Origin of the sequence: Trichocoleus sp. Lan (genome assembly GCF_039961855.1) — a bacterium.
Lineage (GTDB): Bacteria > Cyanobacteriota > Cyanobacteriia > Cyanobacteriales > FACHB-T130 > FACHB-T130.
In genome coordinates, this window is sequence record NZ_JAMPKA010000022.1 from 42,489 (window position 1) to 60,766 (window position 18,278).

The window sequence follows — 18,278 nt, forward strand, 5'->3', positions numbered from 1 at the left end:
AGCTGTGCAAAATTTCAATTGCACCCCAAATAGACTGAAGTTCTGTCTTTCCAAAAGATAAATTGGGGGATGTTATCCATTACCAATTGCAGCATTTGTTGCGACTTTCGCAGTTGTTCCTCAATGTGCCTGCGCTCAATCATTTCGGTTTCAAGTTTGCGGTTAGCTATCTCTAATTGAGCTGGGCTAGGTAATGCTAGAGCTTTGGGAATTAAGGGCACTAAGCTTGCTGCTGTATAGACTGATATTCCAGCAGTTAGCGCTTTCATAAAACCAGCTATCCAATAAATCGGATGCCAAAGCGTCCACACTTCGATTAGATGAGTGGTACCACAAGAAATGATAAAGGTTCCAAATAATAGAAATATCCCTGCATAGGGTAAATCTTTTCGCTGGTGAACGAAGTAAAAGAGCGTGATAGGAATAGAGTAATAGGCAAGAGCGATTAGCACATCTGATATGATATGCAGCCCTACTAACTCTGGTTTCCACAAGTAACAATGTCCATGTGGAATAAAAGAGTTTGAACCCAAAAAAATCTGCAAAAATTGCAGCATATAGCTCCTACTACGTGTTCCTAATTTTTGCTCGACTTTGTAAATTTGTAGGGTATAAAAACATACAGTTGACCTTTACATTTTTTCTCAACGAGAGAAGCTGAGAAGCCAAAATTCTAGAAAATTATGTTTAGTAATTAAAATTTTTAATCCCAGCCGAGAGCCACGACAACTGTAATTTTTCTAGAAAACATACTCAATTCGCATAGCGATCGCCGTAATATTACGTATGCCAACTGGAAATGAATATCAATGTTTAACGATTGATAGGTTTTTCTACGCAATTGTTGTGTTAAAAAAGGTCTCTGGCGTCAATGTATAAAATCAATAAATTAAGCGGGGGTTCATTTGTCAAGAGAGCGATCGCTGAAAATTAGCTAGAAAATTACCGACAAAATGCTCAATCGGAGTCGCTGCGGCACTAAAACACTCAAAACTGGGCTTTCTTGCTATAAAAAGAAGAATCACCTTCCGATAATCATTCTTAGAATGCGGCTAGGAAGGATAATGATTTTAAATTCGAGAGCGATCGCTATGGCTGGAACGCAGTGAGTAGCAACCGTTCGGCACACTGGGGTAGATTGTAAAGCTATATTGCAACTCTTGTAAAAAGATTTAGAAATCTGCCAAGCCCGTGTCAGAACCTTAACCTAGAACTTTAAAGGAATGTTGCAAGGGAAACGTCATGGATAAAATGCAAAAGTATCGCTTCGTCTGTACTCTCTCCTTTGGCGATATCTATGGGCAAATCATCGTTTGGCTGATTGTCATCTTCATTAGTCTCGCCTCTGCACTAGCGCTGTGGAGTACCACTCGGCAAATTTACGCCCTAATGACTGTTGGACTCATCCTCGTGCTGTCTCTGCCGTTCTTGCTCTTTGCCTTCGTGACTACGTTGTTTAACCACATTGAGGTTTCTGCAATGGATATCCAGGACACCACTGAGACCGTTGGTGGCAGTTTACCCAACCAAAACCCTGCCCAAGTAACCAGTTGAAGAGCCATCAGTCTTTGGTCAACACTGAGAACTGAGGGCTAAGGACTGAGGACTGAGGACTGAGGACTGAGGACTGAGGACTGAGGACTGAGGGCTAAGGACTGAGGACTGAGGACTGAGACGCCAGAACTGGTATTAGGACTAAAAAGAAATTTATGAAGAACTTCCCCGCTTTGTGGTGGGGAAGTTTTTATTTGCGTCAGCATGGATGTAAGAATTCCAAAGAGCGGATCTTAAAGATGCTTGAACACGATGTCGTGATTGTGGGAGGTGGATTAGCGGGGTGTCGCGCCGCCTTAGAGATTGCCCGCACAGAACCCAGCTTAGATGTGGCGCTGATTGCCAAAACTCACCCGATTCGTTCCCATTCGGTCGCCGCGCAGGGGGGTATGGCGGCAACGCTGAAGAATGTAGACCCTGAAGACACTTGGAAAGACCACGCTTTTGACACCGTAAAGGGATCTGACTACTTGGCGGATCAGGATGCGGTGGAAATCCTCACCCGCGAGGCTCCAGACACGATCATCGACCTGGAACACATGGGAGTATTGTTTTCCCGATTGCCGGATGGTCGGATTGCCCAGCGGGCTTTTGGGGGGCATTCTCACCGGCGCACTTGCTATGCAGCGGATAAGACGGGTCACGCCATTCTGCACGAACTGGTGAATAATCTCCGGCGTCACGGCGTCCGCATCTACGATGAGTGGTACGTGATGCAGCTGATTCTGGAAGACGCCCAGGCGAAGGGTGTGGTGATGTACCAGATTCTGGACGGGCGAATTGAGGTTGTACGGGCGAAGGCGGTGATGTTCGCCACGGGCGGCTATGGCAGGGTATTTAACACCACCTCGAATGACTACGCCTCGACGGGGGATGGGTTGGCGATGTCTGCCCTCGCCGGGGTGCCGTTGGAAGATATGGAGTTTGTGCAGTTTCACCCGACGGGCTTGTATCCGGTGGGAGTGCTGATTTCGGAAGCTGTGCGGGGTGAAGGCGCGTATTTGATCAACGCTGAGGGCGATCGCTTTATGGCGACTTATGCCCCCAGTCGCATGGAACTCGCTCCCCGCGATATTACTTCACGAGCGATCGCGCGAGAAATTCGCGCCGGAAGGGGCGTTCATCCCAATGGCAGCGCCGGTGGTCCCTTTGTCTATCTCGACTTGCGCCACATGGGGCGAGAAAAAATTATGAGTCGGGTTCCCTTTGCTTGGGAAGAAGCTCACCGATTACTCAGCATCGACGCCGTAGATCAACCGATGCCCGTGCGCCCTACGGCTCACTATTCAATGGGCGGCATCCCCGTCAATACCAGCGGTCAGGTGAAAAGTGGCCCAGATGGTTTAATTGACGCTTTCTTTGCCGCTGGAGAAGCTGCTTGTGTCTCGGTTCACGGGGCAAATCGATTGGGCAGTAATTCCCTGTTGGAGTGTGTGGTTTATGGCAGAAAAACGGGGGCAACGATCGCGCAATTTGTCCAAAACCGCAAGTTGCCCGAACTGGATGAGCAACCCTATCTGCTAGAAGCTCACTGCAAAATCCAAGCGCAACTAGAACAATCGGGACAGTACCGGATTAACCAAGTGCGTCAAGCCTTCCAAGACTGCATGACTGAGTATTGTGGTGTCTTCCGCAGCGAGGAATTGATGCGCGAAGGTTTGAACAAGCTGCAACAGATTCAGCAGCAATCCCAGGATATTTACCTGGATGACAAAGGTAAACTCTGGAATACTGAAGTCATCGAGGCACTGGAACTCCGCAGCTTGATTATTGTCGGACAAATGATTCTGACATCGGCGCTCAACCGTCAAGAAAGTCGAGGCGCTCATTACCGCGAAGATTATCCTGAGCGTGACGATGAGAATTTCCTCAAGCACACGATGGCTTTCTATTCTCCAGCCGGGATCGATTTGCGCGATCGCCCGGTAAACATTACTATGTTTGAGCCAAAGGAACGGAAGTATTAAGTGATTAGGTGGAAAGTTTGCAAGTTCATAACCTGCCGACTTTCCACCTGCCCACAGGCGTGCTGGCTGCGAATGGGGATATATTGCGATCTCCTGCCACAACACTCCCCAAATAAATTTATGTAGATTTATTAATTTCTTCTACCCACAGTTAGATGTATAATTACTTAACAATGAAGGGGAGTAGCTGCTAGCGAAGAATGATGCTAGCCCATCTGAATCAACATACTGGCGATGAGCCTGGTTCAGGTGACAAGCGAAAGAAACTAAAAATAAGCGCCTAGTCGCTGAACTAATTGTTTCAAACCTTGGGAGCGAGACCTTCACCGAGTTCACATCCGATGTGAGCTGCTGGTGAAGTCCCATGTACCCTCCAGAAAGCTCACTCAGATGCGATAGGTAGAACATTCTGAGGAGCTTGAGAGGATGCTGACAGCTTTTACTGCCGGTTTATTATTCATCACTTTTTCCGAATTAGGCGATAAAACCTTTTTCATTGCGGTAATTCTGGCAATGCGCCACTCCCGACGACTGGTATTTGCAGGAGTTGTGGCGGCATTGGCAGCAATGACGGTTCTGTCGGTTCTCTTGGGACAAGTGGCGTCTCTACTCCCCAAGCATTATCTTCATTTTGCAGAAATTATTTTTTTTGTTGGCTTCGGGGTGAAGTTATTGTACGAAGCAAGCCAGATGCCAGCGGGACCAGACTGTGAAGAAGCCGAAGAAGCGATCGCCACGGTTAAAGAAGCTGAGTCGAAGATGCCAAAAAAGAAAACTCCTTGGGCGATTGTCCTCGAAGCCTTTATGCTGACATTTGTAGCAGAGTGGGGCGATCGCACTCAGATTGCCACAATTGCTCTAGCTGCGTCCCAGTCGGCTGTAGGGGTTACGGCTGGGGCTATTGCGGGGCATAGTATTTGTGCAGCGATCGCTGTTTTGGGGGGTCGGATGATCGCCGGACGAATTTCCGAGCGATTAATTACAGCAATTGGGGGCGGCTTGTTTTTACTGTTTGGAGCGATCGCTTTATTGGAAGGGAATTAAAAATTAAAAATGCTTGCATTAAAAATTCTGTTTTTTGATGAAAGCATTTTTAATTCTTAAGACCCAGGTTAAGGCGTAGGGCTGGGAGATACAGAAGGCGAAGTCGTAGGTGAAGTCGTGGGCGCAGTCGTGGGCGCAGTCGTGGGCGCAGCCGTGGGTGCGGGTGCGTCAGCCGCCAGTTGTTTAATTTGGTCTTTGACTCTGGCTGGAGCGAGAGCGATCGCCGTATTGAATAGGGGTTTAGCTTCAGCGATTTTGCCTTGTTCTCGCAGCACCAGTGCCTTCGCTAGCACCGGACGAAAATCCTGTCTATTGCCTTTGATGGCGTCATCGTAGATCGCGATCGCTTCCGGATAGCGCTTTTGCTCAACGTAAACCTTGCCCAACTCCAACTGCACCGAAGTGACATCGACGCTACCAGGTTGAACTTGATTCACTTGGGGAGCAGTTTTCAACGTGTCTTGCAGCAAGCCAATCGCTGCTTCCGGACGGTTTTGTTGTACCAGAAGACTCACAAGACCTTGCAGGGCGTTCATATCTCCCGGTTTAGAAGTCAAAATCGAGCGATAAGTTTGGGCAGCCCCTTCGCGATCTCCTGTTTGCTGTTTAGCTTGTGCAAGTAAAACTGCGTATTCACTTTGATCGGGATTCAGCTTTGCCAGTTTGTCCAAAGGTGCGATCGCGCCTTTGACATCGCGCATTTTTAGCCGCGCTTCCAACAGCCCCCGCAGTGCCGTTTGATTCTGCGGTTCTCGCTGCAAAACCAGTTCGTAACCTTTCGCCTGCGCTTCCAGTTCCGCTTGATTAGGTACCCCTGCCGACTGAGTCGGTGTTGGGGTTGCCCCAGTGGTAGGCTCTTGACCGTCAAAAACAATACCCACCAACGGAATGATGGATAATCCGACAAAGATCAACACACCCAGCCCTAGGACTAGATTAATAAACCAGCGATTGCGCTTTTGGGACACACGACTGCTCTGAACTCTATTGCCATTATCAAACACAATCTTATTTTCCACTGTCACACTTGGCAAACCGCATCACTGTCTCCACGTTTTAAAATAGTGGCAGCATCGAACCGAACTTGATAAGGTGTAAGTGTTTTTGCTGAGTGCAAAAACATTACGGATCTACCAGTCGTATCACCGCATTCAGTACAATGAGCTGACTGACTCCCCCCAAGGGGATGTGTCTCCGCCGCGAGGAGTATTATGAGTCCTTCTGTAAATCGGTTCTCCGAATTATCCCAGTCTTCTGGCGATCCTAAGCCAGAACCACCACCCCTATCCAGTCCGCCAACGCCAGCGGATACAGCGTCAAACAGCGATTTGGAACAAACAACTGAAGAGAATCCTGCTGTCACACGACAGCAACCCATTCCTCCCCCTAGCGAACCCATGCAATACCGGGCCATTGGCCTAGTAAAGGGTAAGTACACGTCCTCCGACGAGCAATTTACGCGAGGAATGCTGCTGGCAAGCGATGGAACAGCCATCGATGCCGTGCTATTAGGTCGGGTGATGAGTTTAGTCAAAAATCACCTGAACTTAGAGCAGGAACATTTATGGGTTGTCTATCCCCGGATGCGACAAGAAGACGGCAACTTGCACGTCCAGATTGTGGGCGTTTGGGAGCCGGAAAGGTTGAACCAGCCGTCGTCTGACCCAGAAGCGGAAACAGCCCAATCGTCCGAACCCACGCATATTCAAAGTGAAGAGTCGGCGGCGAACGATGGCTATTTTTCGATTCGCGGGGAAGTGATTTTTCAGTCGCGGGAAGAAGAAGAAGGCATCATCGTCAAGATTAAGCAGTCTCCCCGCAAGCAGGAAGACACGCCTAAGTTTTTCAAGTTGAAACTCAATGGTGTGGTTCAAGAAAAGGCAGTCGGTCATTTCATGGATTTGCAGGTGCAGCGACAGGGGAACTCCCTGGTAATTCAGGAGAGCCAGGATATTGGTCGCCTGCCTCCTAGAAAGATTCCGGGCAAGAAACCGTTTCGAGGAGGTGGAGGTGGGCGTCCTCCCAACAGAAAGCCAGGAGGAGGAAGCCGAGAGCGTCCCGTGCGTCCAAGCGGAGAAAGACCCGCAGCGATCGCGCCCCCATCCCCCAAACGCAAGGAACCCTTGCCAAAGCCAGTTAAGCGCTCTTCCCCGCCGCCAGAATAAACTGGCGGTTAGTCATGAGTCACTGTGATGAGTTACACCTAATAACGAATAACGAATGACAAATGACTAATCTAGGGAAATTTGAGAACCCCATCGGTCTTGGGGTAAAAATGAGCGATCCAGTGGAATGGGGGCAACAGGTTCGGTGAGGGTAAATGTCCCCGCCTCAATCCATTGCTTCAACTCCAGCGCTACTTGATTAGAAAAAAATAGGCTGACTAAGGGGGCAACCCGCACGGGTTTGCCCTCAATTGTGATGCGTCCCGTCTTCAGCTGGGCGTAACTCACAAGCCCAAAAGTGGGACGGACGCGCCGAGGAATCGAGAAATCGACAACCGGCGCAACGATCTCCTTGTCTTGCACGGCACAATTGGCGACGACTTGCTCTTGTAAAACGGGCAGTGGGATACCAACGCCGAGCATCATAGAAGGGCCATAATTTTTGAAGTAACAGCCGCGCACCCAGCGAGAATTCATTTGTTTGGCGTCTCCCATTAAGGCAAGGGTAGCCGCCGGACCAACAGGCGTTCGATTTGGCAACCGCTTTTGTAAGGGGAAGTGTTGGGTGCCTTCCCACGCTACATAGCCAACGCCGCCGCCTAAGAAAATCCGAGTGCCAATCCCGATCGTTTGCAGGTCTGGATCGTTCAGGAGGGGAGAAATTGCCCCAGCGTTTGAGTAGACGGCATTCGCGAGACGGGGTTGCAGCGGGCCGAGGTAAGTATAAAGCGGGCGATCGCCTCCATTCACCCCGACGATAAAATTTTGGTATAGATTGCGGGGATTATATAGATAAAACTGGTTAATCGTGTCGCGGGTGATGGTTGTCTCAAAGGAAGCACGAGGGTAGCAGTCCGTCCCTTGCCCAATGGCGCGTAGTTGCACCGTTTTCCCAGCAATTAAGTCTTCAATTACATGACCGCCGCCGCGTTCTCTGGATTCTTCGCCATCCAGGGGTTCGCCGGTACTCCGATATTCCACCATCTGGGTTGCTCCCAGATACAGATCCACTGCCCCAAAGCCAGAGTAAGCTAAAACACCATCTAACCAACAGGAGCGGATTTTAATCGGGGGGTCGGTGTGTCCCAGGTTAATAATCGCCCCCGAAGACTCCATCGGCTCGAAAGTGCCGGTGGTAATGACATCTACTTGCTTCGCAGCTTGGGTGACTCCCACTTCTGCCACCCGTGCTTTTAATTCTTCTATTGTCCACACCACTGCACGCTGGTGGCTGATTTTGTCGTTAATTTCGGCAAGGGTTCGCATAGGGAAGGTTGAAGGGTCGGACTTTTGCTCATCCCTAGTTTCCACTATTGCGATGCCTCGTGGGGCGACGCTTTTGGGAGGTTAACGGTATGTGTTGCTGTTCAGATTGCCGATGAGTCTATCGCCGCCAAGTAACTAACTAAATCAGTTTGGCTGGAGAAATCCAGCAGCGCTTCCGCCAATCCCTCTAATTGAGGAATCGATAAACCGCGAATCTGTTCTTGCACTTCGGGATTGATGTCACCAAATCGTAGCCTGAGCAGCCGCAAAATTAGCGCCACCTCTCCTTGTTGCAGACCTCGTTGCTCGCCCTTTTGGAGGATGTCTTGATAGATAACAGATTCCTGCATAATTTCCTTTCGGAATAGTTGTTGGATCAAATCTTTTTTAAACCGCAAACCAGCAAGAACCCCTGCACAAGCGAGGATATTCTGTCGCTCGGTGGTTTTCTCGATCCTCTAGCGACCCCAGCGGCGACTTGCTCTAATAAAGCTCTGGGTGAATCACTACGAGCTAAGGTTGCCAGTGGTAGGAGAGCTGGGTTTGCGAGCAGCGGAGTGGGATCTTCTTCCCACAGACGGATGACTCGATATTGATGTCTGGTGTTTGTGTCTGTGTACTGCTGTCGAAAGACGAGTTCTGAGGTAGTGGCTTGCAAAAAGATTGCTATCTGCACAATTTCACACCCATATTGCCGCTTCAGTCGCGTGTAGTAGTCGAGCATCCGGAAGTCGAGGGGAGGAGTTGATTGCGCCGAGGTTTGAAATTCCAGGTGCAAGATTTGGTTAGCGACTTGCAGGAAGATGACAGAATCGGCGCGAATCGGTTCCAGACTGAGTTCGGTTTTGATTACCTGGATGTCTGAAGCTTCAGATGACAGTAGCCACTTGGCAAATTCATCTGGGTAGTTCTCAGCGAGATACTTGCAAGTGTTGTCGTATTCCAAGAGGGCAATTGGAGAAAGTCTTATTATTCTCTCATTAGAGATTACTGAGAATAGCGATCGCTACTTATCGCTACTTCTTCCCTTTATCAGTCACATCATTAACATTCGCCTGATTCTCGTTATCAAAATTAGGCTTGTCATTAATGGATGACTTCCCTTCCGGCAACACCACAGTTTCTCGCTCAAATTCAGCAGCTTCATGAGACGTTGCTATACCCTCTGGATCAAAATCTGCTTCGCGCTGACTGCGCCATTGATCGAGAACATCTTTGAATAAGACTTCTTTGAACCAAATCTGACCAACAACGGTTAGCGGTAACGCCAAGACCAACCCTAAAAATCCAAAGAATGTGGCGAAAAATACTTGAGCAAGTAACGTTACGGCTGGCAACAGCGACACCTGTTGAGCCATAACGTAGGGTGTTAAGAAATTGCTTTCAACCTGCTGAATAAAAAAGTAAAGACCGAACACAGCCAAGCATTTCCAAGGAGCCTCCAACAGCGCGATCGCCATTGGTGGGATGACACTAATCGTCGGGCCAAGATTGGGAATCAAATTTAGCACCCCCGCCAAAATCCCTTGAGCCAGCGGCGACGGGATTCGCAAAACCGACAAGCCAATCATACTCATCAGTGCGACTACACTCATGCTAATGAGAGCGCCTCCAAGCCATCGCCCTAATGACACCTCGCATTGATCCAAAATCCCATCCACGCGCCGCCGATAAAAAGAAGGAAATAGCCGCACAAATCCCTTGCGGTAAGCTTGGGGATTTGCTAAGAACATTCCGGTTAAAACCAGCACCAGCAAAACGTTGAGGATAATCCCTAAAGAGCTGGAGAAAAAGGCGACCGAACTGCCCAATAACCGATTGATTAAGGGCTGTACTTGTTGGCTTATGCTCTCCACATCGGGTAGGTACGGTGTCAGCTGGCTAGGAAGACCCGTTCTGAGGCGATCTACCCAAAGATTCAAGCGCTCAAACCCTCTAGGAACCCGTTCTGTGAGTTCTTGAAACTGGACGGTAAAGGGCGGCACAATCAGCCAAAAAAACCCGACAATCAGAGCTAATAATAAGACAATCGACGCCAGGATCGCGATGCCATGTTTCATTCCCGATCGTTGCAGCCGCCGCGCCAATCGGTTTAAGGCAGTCGCCAACACAACGGCGGCAAACACCAACAGCAACACCTGCCGAATTTGCCACAAAACATAAAGAGAAACGACTAAGACGAATAAGCCAATCCACTGACCTAGATTCACAGGTGTTGACTCCGAGCTGACATAGGCTGTAATTGCCGTTTAATGCAGCTAGATTAGCCGATTTTGGCAACTTTCGCATGGGTTGAAAGTAAGGTTTGAATAGCTGCCAAGCGTCAACTGCTTCAGTGTTTTTACGTAAGCTGCTCTACTCAGATAAGTATTCATTGATACTTAAAATACAACTTAGTCCGGTTGGCGATATTGTCGCGATCGCTGCCAGAAGGTCACAGCCATCATCAGCGTTGGCAGAAACACAACTATCAGCACTAGGGCTGGGGTTGCTGGAATTGATAAATAGGGACCACCGTACTTAATTAATATTGACAGTGCCGCTGAGGCGACTAGCACTTTAAGAATGAATCCAACCTGAGTTGTCATACAACTTAATAAACAAAGACTAAAGTACGGCTATACGGATGCTTGTAGGGGTAGACACCGAACCCAGGCGATCGCATCCCCTTTTTTACAATAGCTTTTAGAGCCTCACCCTGTTACCAATTTCGATGCTCTAAAAGCTTACTAAAGCCAAGAGTACATTTAGCTTTCACTCAGTAGACATCTGAAAGCAACCTTTCAAACTTTATAACTTTTAAGAGGTTCGTATCTACAATGCCTGTTGAAAATAATAATAAGCGATCGCCCAAAGCCTCTAGAACAAAGCAGTTTGGCGGCAGCTTCCTGATTTTGTTCACTATCCTTCTACTGCTAAACTTTATCATTCCGAGTTTTGGCTCTCAATTGCCGCAGGTACCCTACAGCGACTTTATCAATCAGGTAGAAAGCGGTAAAGTTGAGCAGGCAGTTGTGAGCAATGACCGGATCGAGTATGCGCTTAAATCCGATGCCACGGGAGAGCAAGCCGCACCAGATCAGGTATTCGTCACCACGCCAGTGGCAATCGATCTGGATCTACCCAAGATCCTGCGCGAACATAACGTAAAGTTTGCTGCACCTGCACCCAACAACAATGGCTGGATTGGAACCCTCCTCAGTTGGGTTGTTCCTCCCCTGATTTTCTTTGGAATTTGGGGATGGTTGATGAACCGGGGTGGAGGCGCAGGTGGCGCAGCGCTGACGGTTGGGAAAAGCAAGGCACGGATTTACTCAGAAGGCAGCACCGGCATCAAGTTTAGTGATGTGGCGGGTGTCGATGAAGCCAAGTTAGAACTGCTAGAGATTGTGGATTTCTTGAAAAATGCCGGGAAGTACACCCGATTAGGAGCCAAAATTCCCAAAGGCGTGCTGCTGGTGGGACCTCCGGGAACTGGAAAGACACTCTTAGCAAAAGCGATCGCCGGTGAAGCGGGCGTTCCCTTCTTCAGTATCTCTGGCTCCGAATTCATCGAGCTATTCGTTGGTGTCGGCGCTGCACGAGTCCGCGACTTATTTGAACAAGCCAAAAAACAAGCCCCTTGCATCGTCTTCATCGACGAACTAGACGCGCTAGGTAAATCTCGCGGCGGTGCTGGAGGCTTTGTCGGTGGAAACGATGAGCGCGAACAAACCCTTAACCAGTTGCTCACCGAGATGGATGGTTTTGATGGGAATACCGGGGTGATTATCGTCGCCGCCACCAACCGCCCAGAAGTGCTAGATCCGGCTCTGCGGCGTCCGGGTCGTTTTGACCGGCAAGTGGTGGTAGACCGCCCGGATAAAGTGGGTAGAGAAGCCATTCTCGGCGTCCATTCCCGAAATGTCAAATTAGCAGATGATGTAGACTTGGTAGCGATCGCGGGTCGCACACCTGGGTTTGCCGGTGCCGATTTAGCTAACCTGGTGAATGAAGCGGCGCTACTGGCAGCACGTCAGAACCGCGACGCTGTGATGATGGCAGACTTCAACGAAGCAATTGAGCGTGTTGTCACCGGATTAGAGCGCAGATCCCGCGTTCTGAATGATGTTGAGAAAAAGACTGTCGCTTATCACGAAGTCGGTCATGCGATTATCGCGGCTTTGATGCCGGGAGCTGGTAAAGTCGAGAAAATCTCTATCGTCCCCCGTGGCGTCGGTGCCTTAGGCTACACGCTCCAGATGCCAGAGGAAGACCGCTTTTTGATGGTAGAAGATGAAATTCGCGGTCGAATCGCCACTCTCTTAGGTGGACGCTCATCGGAAGAGTTAATCTTTGGAAAGGTGTCTACGGGTGCGAGTGACGACATCCAAAAAGCAACAGATTTAGCGGAACGGGCGATTACTCTCTACGGCATGAGTGATGAATTGGGACCCGTGGCGTTTGAGAAGCCGCAGCAACAGTTCATGGAGGGTTACAGCAATCCGCGTCGTTCAGTGAGTCCCGTGGTGGCTGAGCAGATTGACCGCCAAGTGAAGGAAACGATTGATGCAGCGCACCACATGGCTTTAGAAATCTTAGACAAGAATCGGGATTTGCTGGAAGAGCTGGCACAGATGCTTTTGCAAAAAGAAGTTTTGGAAGGCGCTGAACTGCGGGAACAACTCAAATCCGCTAATATTCCTTCAGAAATGGATGAATGGTTGCGTAGCGGGAAGCTACCTGACGGGATACAGTTGAAGCAAGCCGCTTTGGTTTAATGACTCCTTGAGGTGAGAAAAAAGCGATCGCTTTTCGTTTAAAGCGATCGCTTTTCCTTTGGGAGCATCCCGATACGTGCCAATCTACAACAGCGGATTTCTTTCGCCTGTTTTACGGTTTTATTGCAGAAATCTGAAAGGTAACTGGACTAAGTATTATTACCTGGTTCCAGAGAAGAATGATGGAATCAAGTTGCGATCGCTAACGAGAGTGGGTAGTGAAACGCATCTTTTTTGTAAAAATTTATATATAACCATCCTCTGTAATGGCATTTCCCTGGAGCGTCACCCTTCAAAGTTGATAATCTACAGCAATCGGTTGGACTTGCTCTTCGCTAGTCACTACTGGGGCACCTGAAAATGGATGAAAATTTATCAATTCTGCCAGAAGTGCAGCCGCTGTTATAAAGTATAAAACTACACTAAATTTTATGAGCCATGCACCATTCATTGAAGATTTCCTTTTGGGCAGAGTTTAATTTCTTAAACATGATACCAACCTTCTCAAAATCGTCATGTATCTTAAGCAACATTGAAGCGATTGCGCGACCTAATTTCCCTTGAGGATGCTCCACAATGAATCTCCCTATCGCTTTTGAAGGCGAGTAGGAATATTTGTTTCTGTAGTAGACATCCAGTAAAATCGGATTCGTCTTCTGCGATCGCGAGCCGGATTTTTTCCTATACTGCTTTATCGATTCGTGTGGTCTTCCAATCCCTAACACTAGGGGCTAGAGAAATTAAATCTTCGATATTGCGCCGCATCGTGGCGCAAATTGCATCCAAAGGCAGGTCATTTGCATCGTGACCAAATGGATTTTCAATTTCAATCCCAATTTCTTCAATTCCAAACAATGTAAAACTAATCAAAGCAACCGTTAGTCCAGTCCACCAATGCAACTGTCCAACCATTTGAAACGGTAAAGATAGACAATAGATTAACAGTAACTGCTTGAGATGGATTACATAAGCCATTGGAATTGGAGTTTTGAGAATGCGTTCACAAGCCCCTAAATTGTCTACTAGTAGATTAATCAAATTTTGCAAAGAATTCATTTGATAAACATTCAGGCGATTTCGACCATGTTGTTCTTGTAAATAATCTCCAATCCAAAACGCAACTTCTAGTGGTGGATTGTTCATTGTCTTTAGCTTAAAGTAGCGAGACTCAGACATCAAATCTTCGAGTTCGCTGTTGACTGGCTCTGACCTAAGATGCAATTTAGTCGCTACTGAAAAAGCTACTAGAAGCCGTAAAGCAGCTATTTTCGACTCTCTATCTTTCGGTTCGTTTTCGTCAACCGATACCCAAATTTGACGAGCCAGGTTGCGGACAGTGTTCACGATACTACCCCAACATTTCCGACCTTCCCAGAACCGCTCGTAAGCTGTATTCGTCCGAAACACCAGTAATAAACCTAAAACAATATTGGGAATTAAGCTAGCTAGAATTGGCAAAGATACAGCTAATTTAAAATGGTAAAGAACAGAAATAATTAAGCCAAATCCCCCACAGATAAGGGTTCTAGGCAAGACGGCTGGAATGACCGAGCCTTTTAACTGGAAGGTAACTTGAAACCACTGCCATTTCTTTTTATCCATTCAACTTTAACCTCTAACTTTGACTCAGACGCTGAATTACATCCAAAAGATAATACTCGATTTATCCCTCAGAATTCTTTTAGGTTGTAGCATGGTCAGCAAATGTTTCTGAAACAGTCTTGTCTGTTTAGGCGTCAATTGTGTCAACGATGTTCCATTGCGGTTAGGAGTCGGTAAGCGATCGCATTGTTAGATGATTTCAATCGCGATCGCGCTTCGGAATTGCTAAAAGTATTAACAATTGCAGTATTGTTTACCCGGATTGTGGTAAATTATTGGGTTTTGCTTGAGATTGCCCTAAAATTTAAATAATTATAAAATATAGCGCTCTTTGACAGGCACGCAAAGCTATCTTAGCTGCCCCAAGCCATATTTAAGAAGTGTCTTCTGGAGGTACTTTGACCACTGTTCCCCTGCCGCCTAACGAAATAGAACGCCTAGAGGCACTGCGTCGCTACAACATTCTCGATACACCTCCCGAAGAAAGCTTCGACCGCATTACGGCTCTGGCGGCTCGGCTTTTTGACGTACCTATTGCCCTAGTTTCTTTAGTTGACCAATTTCGAGCCTGGTTTAAATCCTGCTACGGCTTTGATACCCGCGAAATTAATCGTGAAGCAACAATGTGTAGCTTCGCGATTTTGTCTAAGGATGTTTTCGTCGTTGCAGATACCAGAAATGACCCCCGCTTCGCTTGTAAGCCCTATGCAATTAGCGAACCGGGGATTCGCTTCTATGCAGGTGCCCCCCTAATTGCGAAGGATGGCTTTAATCTTGGCACCCTTTGTCTTGTAGATAGCAAGCCGCGCCATGAATTAAGTGAAGAACAGCGAGCAACCCTTGCCGATCTAGCGGCGATGGTGGTTGATGAGCTAGAGTTGCGGCTGGCTGCACACAAAATTGCTCAGATGGATGCTGCCCTCATTGAGGTGACGAAGGGAGTTTCGGCAGCGACAGGGGAGGCGTTTTTCTACTCCCTGGCGCAACACCTCACCAAGGCATTGGATGTTGATTTCGCTTTTATTGGGGAACTAGCGGGGAAAGACGAAGATAAAGTCAGCACGATTGCTCTCTATGCCCAGCATGAGATTGCAGACAATATTGAGTATTCACTGCTGAATACACCTTGCAAACAGGTGATTCAGCAAGGAAAGCTATGCTGCTATCCCCGCAATCTCCAAGCGCAATTTCCTGGTAATCTTTTGCTTGCCGAGATGGACGTTGATAGCTATATCGCAACTCCGCTTTTAGGCTCCACAGGGAGAGTGTTGGGATTAGTGGGGGTGATGGCTCGAAAACCGTTGGAGTATACCCATCTGGCAGAATCGCTGCTGACAATCTTTGCCACCCGTGCGACGGCAGAACTGGAGCGCAAGCGAGCGGAGGAAGAACGTGCCCGACTGTTGGCTAGCGAACAAGCGGCACGCGCCGAGGCAGAGGCGGCGAACCGTATGAAAGACGAGTTTTTGGCGGTACTTTCTCACGAATTGCGATCGCCCCTCAACCCAATTATCGGATGGTCGGGGATGCTTCGCACTCAGAAGTTGAATGCAGCAACGACTGCTCGCGCCCTGGAAACCATTGAGCGCAACGCTAAGTTACAAGCAGAGTTGATTGAGGATCTGCTGGATGTGTCGCGGATGATTCGAGGCAAACTTTCCTTGAATGTGTGCCCGGTTAATCTGATCTCAATTGTTCAAGCGGCGATGGAGACGGTGCATCTAGCCGCAGCGGCTAAATGCATTCGACTGGAATCTGTACTCGATCCCGCCGTTGGTTTGGTTGTCGGCGATCCAAACCGCTTGCAGCAGATTATCTGGAACTTGCTCTCGAATGGGATCAAGTTCACACCCTCCGGGGGACGAGTGGAAATCAAGCTCGATTGCACTGATTCTTATGCCCAGATTGAGGTGAGCGATACAGGCAAAGGAATCGAGGCTGACTTTCTGCCCTATGTCTTCGAGCGCTTCCGTCAAGCTGATAGTACCAGCACGCGATCGCAAACAGGGCTTGGTTTGGGTTTGGCAATTGTTCGTCACCTCACCGAACTACACGGCGGAACTGTCTGTGTTGACAGTCCTGGGGAGGGGCAGGGGGCAGTCTTTACGGTGAAACTGCCGCTGATGATGAAGACTGAGTTGAAAGGACTCAAGCCTGAGCTAGAAGCCCCAGTTAGTACACAGCCTTCATCAAGCTTCAGCACTGTACTGGAAGGGTTACAGGTGTTGGTTGTAGATGACGAGGCTGATAGCCGAGATTTTCTCGCGATCGCGCTTGAACAGTATGGAGCGAGGGTAACAGCAGTAGCATCAGTACAGGAGGCACTCTTAGCGCTGCAACAGGTAAAACCAGATGTCTTAGTGAGCGACATTGGGATGCCCGATGAGGATGGCTACACGTTGATCGGCAAAATTAGAGCAATGACGCCAGAGCAAGGAGGACAGATTTCAGCGGTAGCACTGACGGCGTATGCCAGAAGCGAGGATTGCGAGCGTGCGATTTTGGCAGGCTTCCAGCAGCACGTCACAAAGCCTGTCGAGGCAGCGGCATTCGCTGCAACAATCGCTAGCTTGGCTAGAAATTCTTTCAATATAGTCTCCTAGTTGGGGATGCGATCGCGTTGTAACTGAGGTCAAGGGCGATCGCGCATTCATGCAGTAAATTTTTGGGTTTTATAATGCCCCGGTGATCATTACTGACATCTTCACATTTCCAACATAATCCTCTGCAAGAAATGCCAGTGTTTATTCGGATGGCATAGTTCTGTGTTTATTCTTATGGTTTTGATGTTGCTGAATTAAATTCCTGTCGCCAATCTAAATTCTTATCAGGAAATATCTTAGCGTCCGAAAACCTAAGTTTAGGAGTGTTTCATGATCTTTGTTATACCGATTATTTTAGGGGCAGTTGCTTTAGCGACTGCCGCTTTCGGTGGAGTCAAAGCGGCTGAAGGCATTGGCAACATGAATGAAGCCAAGGAAATTGGTGAACGTGCCCAAAAACGTTATGAACAAGCTGTCAGTGAGTTGAAAGCAGACTGGGAAGCTACTAACAAGCTAGCAGAAGAGTATGGTCAACTTCAGCTTGATGTCATGATGCGTACAATTGGACGCTTTGTTGCTTTTATTGAGCGTATTGGTCAGCGGAATAAAAAAAGTGAAAAGGAATTTTTGGAGGGGTTGGAAGGAATTTCAATTCAACAACTCCAGGAGTATAAAACTGCGGCGATTGAGGCTCAGGAATTTTTCATCGGCGGCGCTAAGGCTGTTGGGGCAGCAGCAGCAGGATACGGCGGTGCAATGGGTCTTGCTACTTCTGTGGGAGTTGCAAGTACCGGAACACTTATAGGGGGGCTTAGTGGTGCCGCTGCTTGGAATGCGACTTTAGCATGGCTAGGCGGCGGATCGCTGGCGGCGGGCGGCGGAGGTATGGCTCTTGGTTCTATTGTGCTTGGTGGTATCACTGTTGGCCCAGCTGTCCTGATTGGTGGTTTTGTGCTGGCTGGTGAGGGTGAGAAAGCTTTGACAAAGGCACGGGAGTACGAAGCTCAAGTCAACAGTGCGATTGCAAAGATTAAGGCTGCAAAAGACTTTATGCAACAAGTCAAACGGCGAATTAATGAGTTAAGGAATTTGCTTGAATCTCTTAACAACCGCGCTGTTTTGAGTCTGAACGAACTTGAATCTCAATCATCATTTGACAAAAACAGAGATTCTGGCAAATTTCAACAGGTAGCACTTCTAGTCACGGCACTTGCAGAAATCATGAAAACCCCTGTCTTAGATAAGGAAGGGCATCTGAATCCTGCGACTGCATCTATCAGAGCGAAGTACTGTGCCCTTGGAGAAAACTAGCTATGTCAGTCCAAAAAATCGCTGTTGCATTAAACAAGGCAATAAATCCATCTGAATGCTTACCGC

The 18,278-nt window shown here is 48.3% G+C and carries 14 protein-coding genes and 1 pseudogene; 7 read left to right on the top strand and 8 right to left on the bottom strand.

Features of this window, described 5'->3' with window-relative positions; translation table 11 throughout:
- Positions 1–14: 14 nt before the first annotated feature.
- Entirely contained in the window at positions 15–533 is a 519-nt protein-coding gene (locus tag NDA03_RS19305; protein ID WP_348238877.1) for a hypothetical protein, read from the bottom strand.
- Between the two features lie 709 nt (positions 534–1,242).
- Here NDA03_RS19305 and NDA03_RS19310 point away from each other — a divergent pair.
- Positions 1,243–1,554 carry a hypothetical protein gene (locus tag NDA03_RS19310; RefSeq protein ID WP_190412006.1) on the top strand — a complete coding sequence of 104 codons (312 nt, stop codon included), beginning with the start codon at positions 1,243–1,245 and terminating at the stop codon, positions 1,552–1,554.
- A 38-nt stretch (positions 1,555–1,592) separates the two neighbouring features.
- Here NDA03_RS19310 and NDA03_RS19315 read toward each other — a convergent pair whose 3' ends face one another.
- Positions 1,593–1,760 (bottom strand): hypothetical protein, encoded by a 168-nt coding sequence (locus tag NDA03_RS19315; protein WP_190985105.1) that lies wholly within the window; start codon positions 1,758–1,760, stop codon positions 1,593–1,595.
- A gap of 33 nt (positions 1,761–1,793) precedes the next feature.
- Here NDA03_RS19315 and NDA03_RS19320 point away from each other — a divergent pair, with 33 nt between their 5' ends.
- Positions 1,794–3,521, top strand: a complete 1,728-nt coding sequence (locus NDA03_RS19320) for a succinate dehydrogenase/fumarate reductase flavoprotein subunit (RefSeq protein WP_190682728.1) — start codon at positions 1,794–1,796, stop codon at positions 3,519–3,521.
- 426 nt (positions 3,522–3,947) lie between these two features.
- Entirely contained in the window at positions 3,948–4,565 is a 618-nt protein-coding gene (locus tag NDA03_RS19325; protein WP_190428985.1) for a TMEM165/GDT1 family protein, read from the top strand.
- Positions 4,566–4,633: 68 nt separating this feature from the next.
- On the opposite strand, the gene NDA03_RS19330 is transcribed toward NDA03_RS19325, so the two are convergent.
- A complete protein-coding gene (locus NDA03_RS19330) occupies positions 4,634–5,533 on the bottom strand; it encodes a tetratricopeptide repeat protein (protein WP_348238878.1) in 900 nt (299 codons plus the stop codon).
- Positions 5,534–5,776: 243 nt separating this feature from the next.
- Here NDA03_RS19330 and NDA03_RS19335 point away from each other — a divergent pair, with 243 nt between their 5' ends.
- Positions 5,777–6,730, top strand: a complete 954-nt coding sequence (locus NDA03_RS19335; protein WP_190439596.1) for a hypothetical protein — start codon at positions 5,777–5,779, stop codon at positions 6,728–6,730.
- Between the two features lie 66 nt (positions 6,731–6,796).
- Here NDA03_RS19335 and NDA03_RS19340 read toward each other — a convergent pair whose 3' ends face one another.
- The 4 genes and pseudogenes from NDA03_RS19340 to NDA03_RS19355 form a co-directional block, all read right to left on the bottom strand.
- Positions 6,797–7,996, bottom strand: coding sequence for a homocysteine biosynthesis protein (locus NDA03_RS19340; protein ID WP_190412013.1), 1,200 nt, complete (start codon positions 7,994–7,996; stop codon positions 6,797–6,799).
- Positions 7,997–8,097: 101 nt separating this feature from the next.
- Positions 8,098–8,942: pseudogene (locus NDA03_RS19345) on the bottom strand (DUF4351 domain-containing protein).
- Between the two features lie 70 nt (positions 8,943–9,012).
- Positions 9,013–10,206 (bottom strand): AI-2E family transporter, encoded by a 1,194-nt coding sequence (locus NDA03_RS19350; RefSeq protein WP_348238879.1) that lies wholly within the window; start codon positions 10,204–10,206, stop codon positions 9,013–9,015.
- A 183-nt stretch (positions 10,207–10,389) separates the two neighbouring features.
- Entirely contained in the window at positions 10,390–10,584 is a 195-nt protein-coding gene (locus NDA03_RS19355; RefSeq protein WP_348238880.1) for a hypothetical protein, read from the bottom strand.
- Between the two features lie 231 nt (positions 10,585–10,815).
- On the opposite strand from NDA03_RS19355, the gene ftsH reads away from it, so the two are divergent.
- The gene (gene ftsH, locus NDA03_RS19360; protein WP_190531875.1) at positions 10,816–12,756 is read left to right on the top strand and encodes an ATP-dependent zinc metalloprotease FtsH; all 1,941 of its coding nucleotides are present in this window, start codon (positions 10,816–10,818) and stop codon (positions 12,754–12,756) included.
- Between the two features lie 681 nt (positions 12,757–13,437).
- Here the strand turns inward: ftsH and NDA03_RS19365 are convergent.
- Positions 13,438–14,358 carry a bestrophin family ion channel gene (locus NDA03_RS19365; RefSeq protein WP_348238881.1) on the bottom strand — a complete coding sequence of 307 codons (921 nt, stop codon included), beginning with the start codon at positions 14,356–14,358 and terminating at the stop codon, positions 13,438–13,440.
- A gap of 398 nt (positions 14,359–14,756) precedes the next feature.
- Here NDA03_RS19365 and NDA03_RS19370 point away from each other — a divergent pair, with 398 nt between their 5' ends.
- Positions 14,757–16,961, top strand: a complete 2,205-nt coding sequence (locus NDA03_RS19370) for an ATP-binding protein (protein ID WP_348238882.1) — start codon at positions 14,757–14,759, stop codon at positions 16,959–16,961.
- Between the two features lie 270 nt (positions 16,962–17,231).
- Positions 17,232–18,212 (top strand): hypothetical protein, encoded by a 981-nt coding sequence (locus tag NDA03_RS19375; RefSeq protein WP_348231584.1) that lies wholly within the window; start codon positions 17,232–17,234, stop codon positions 18,210–18,212.
- Positions 18,213–18,278 lie beyond the last annotated feature (66 nt).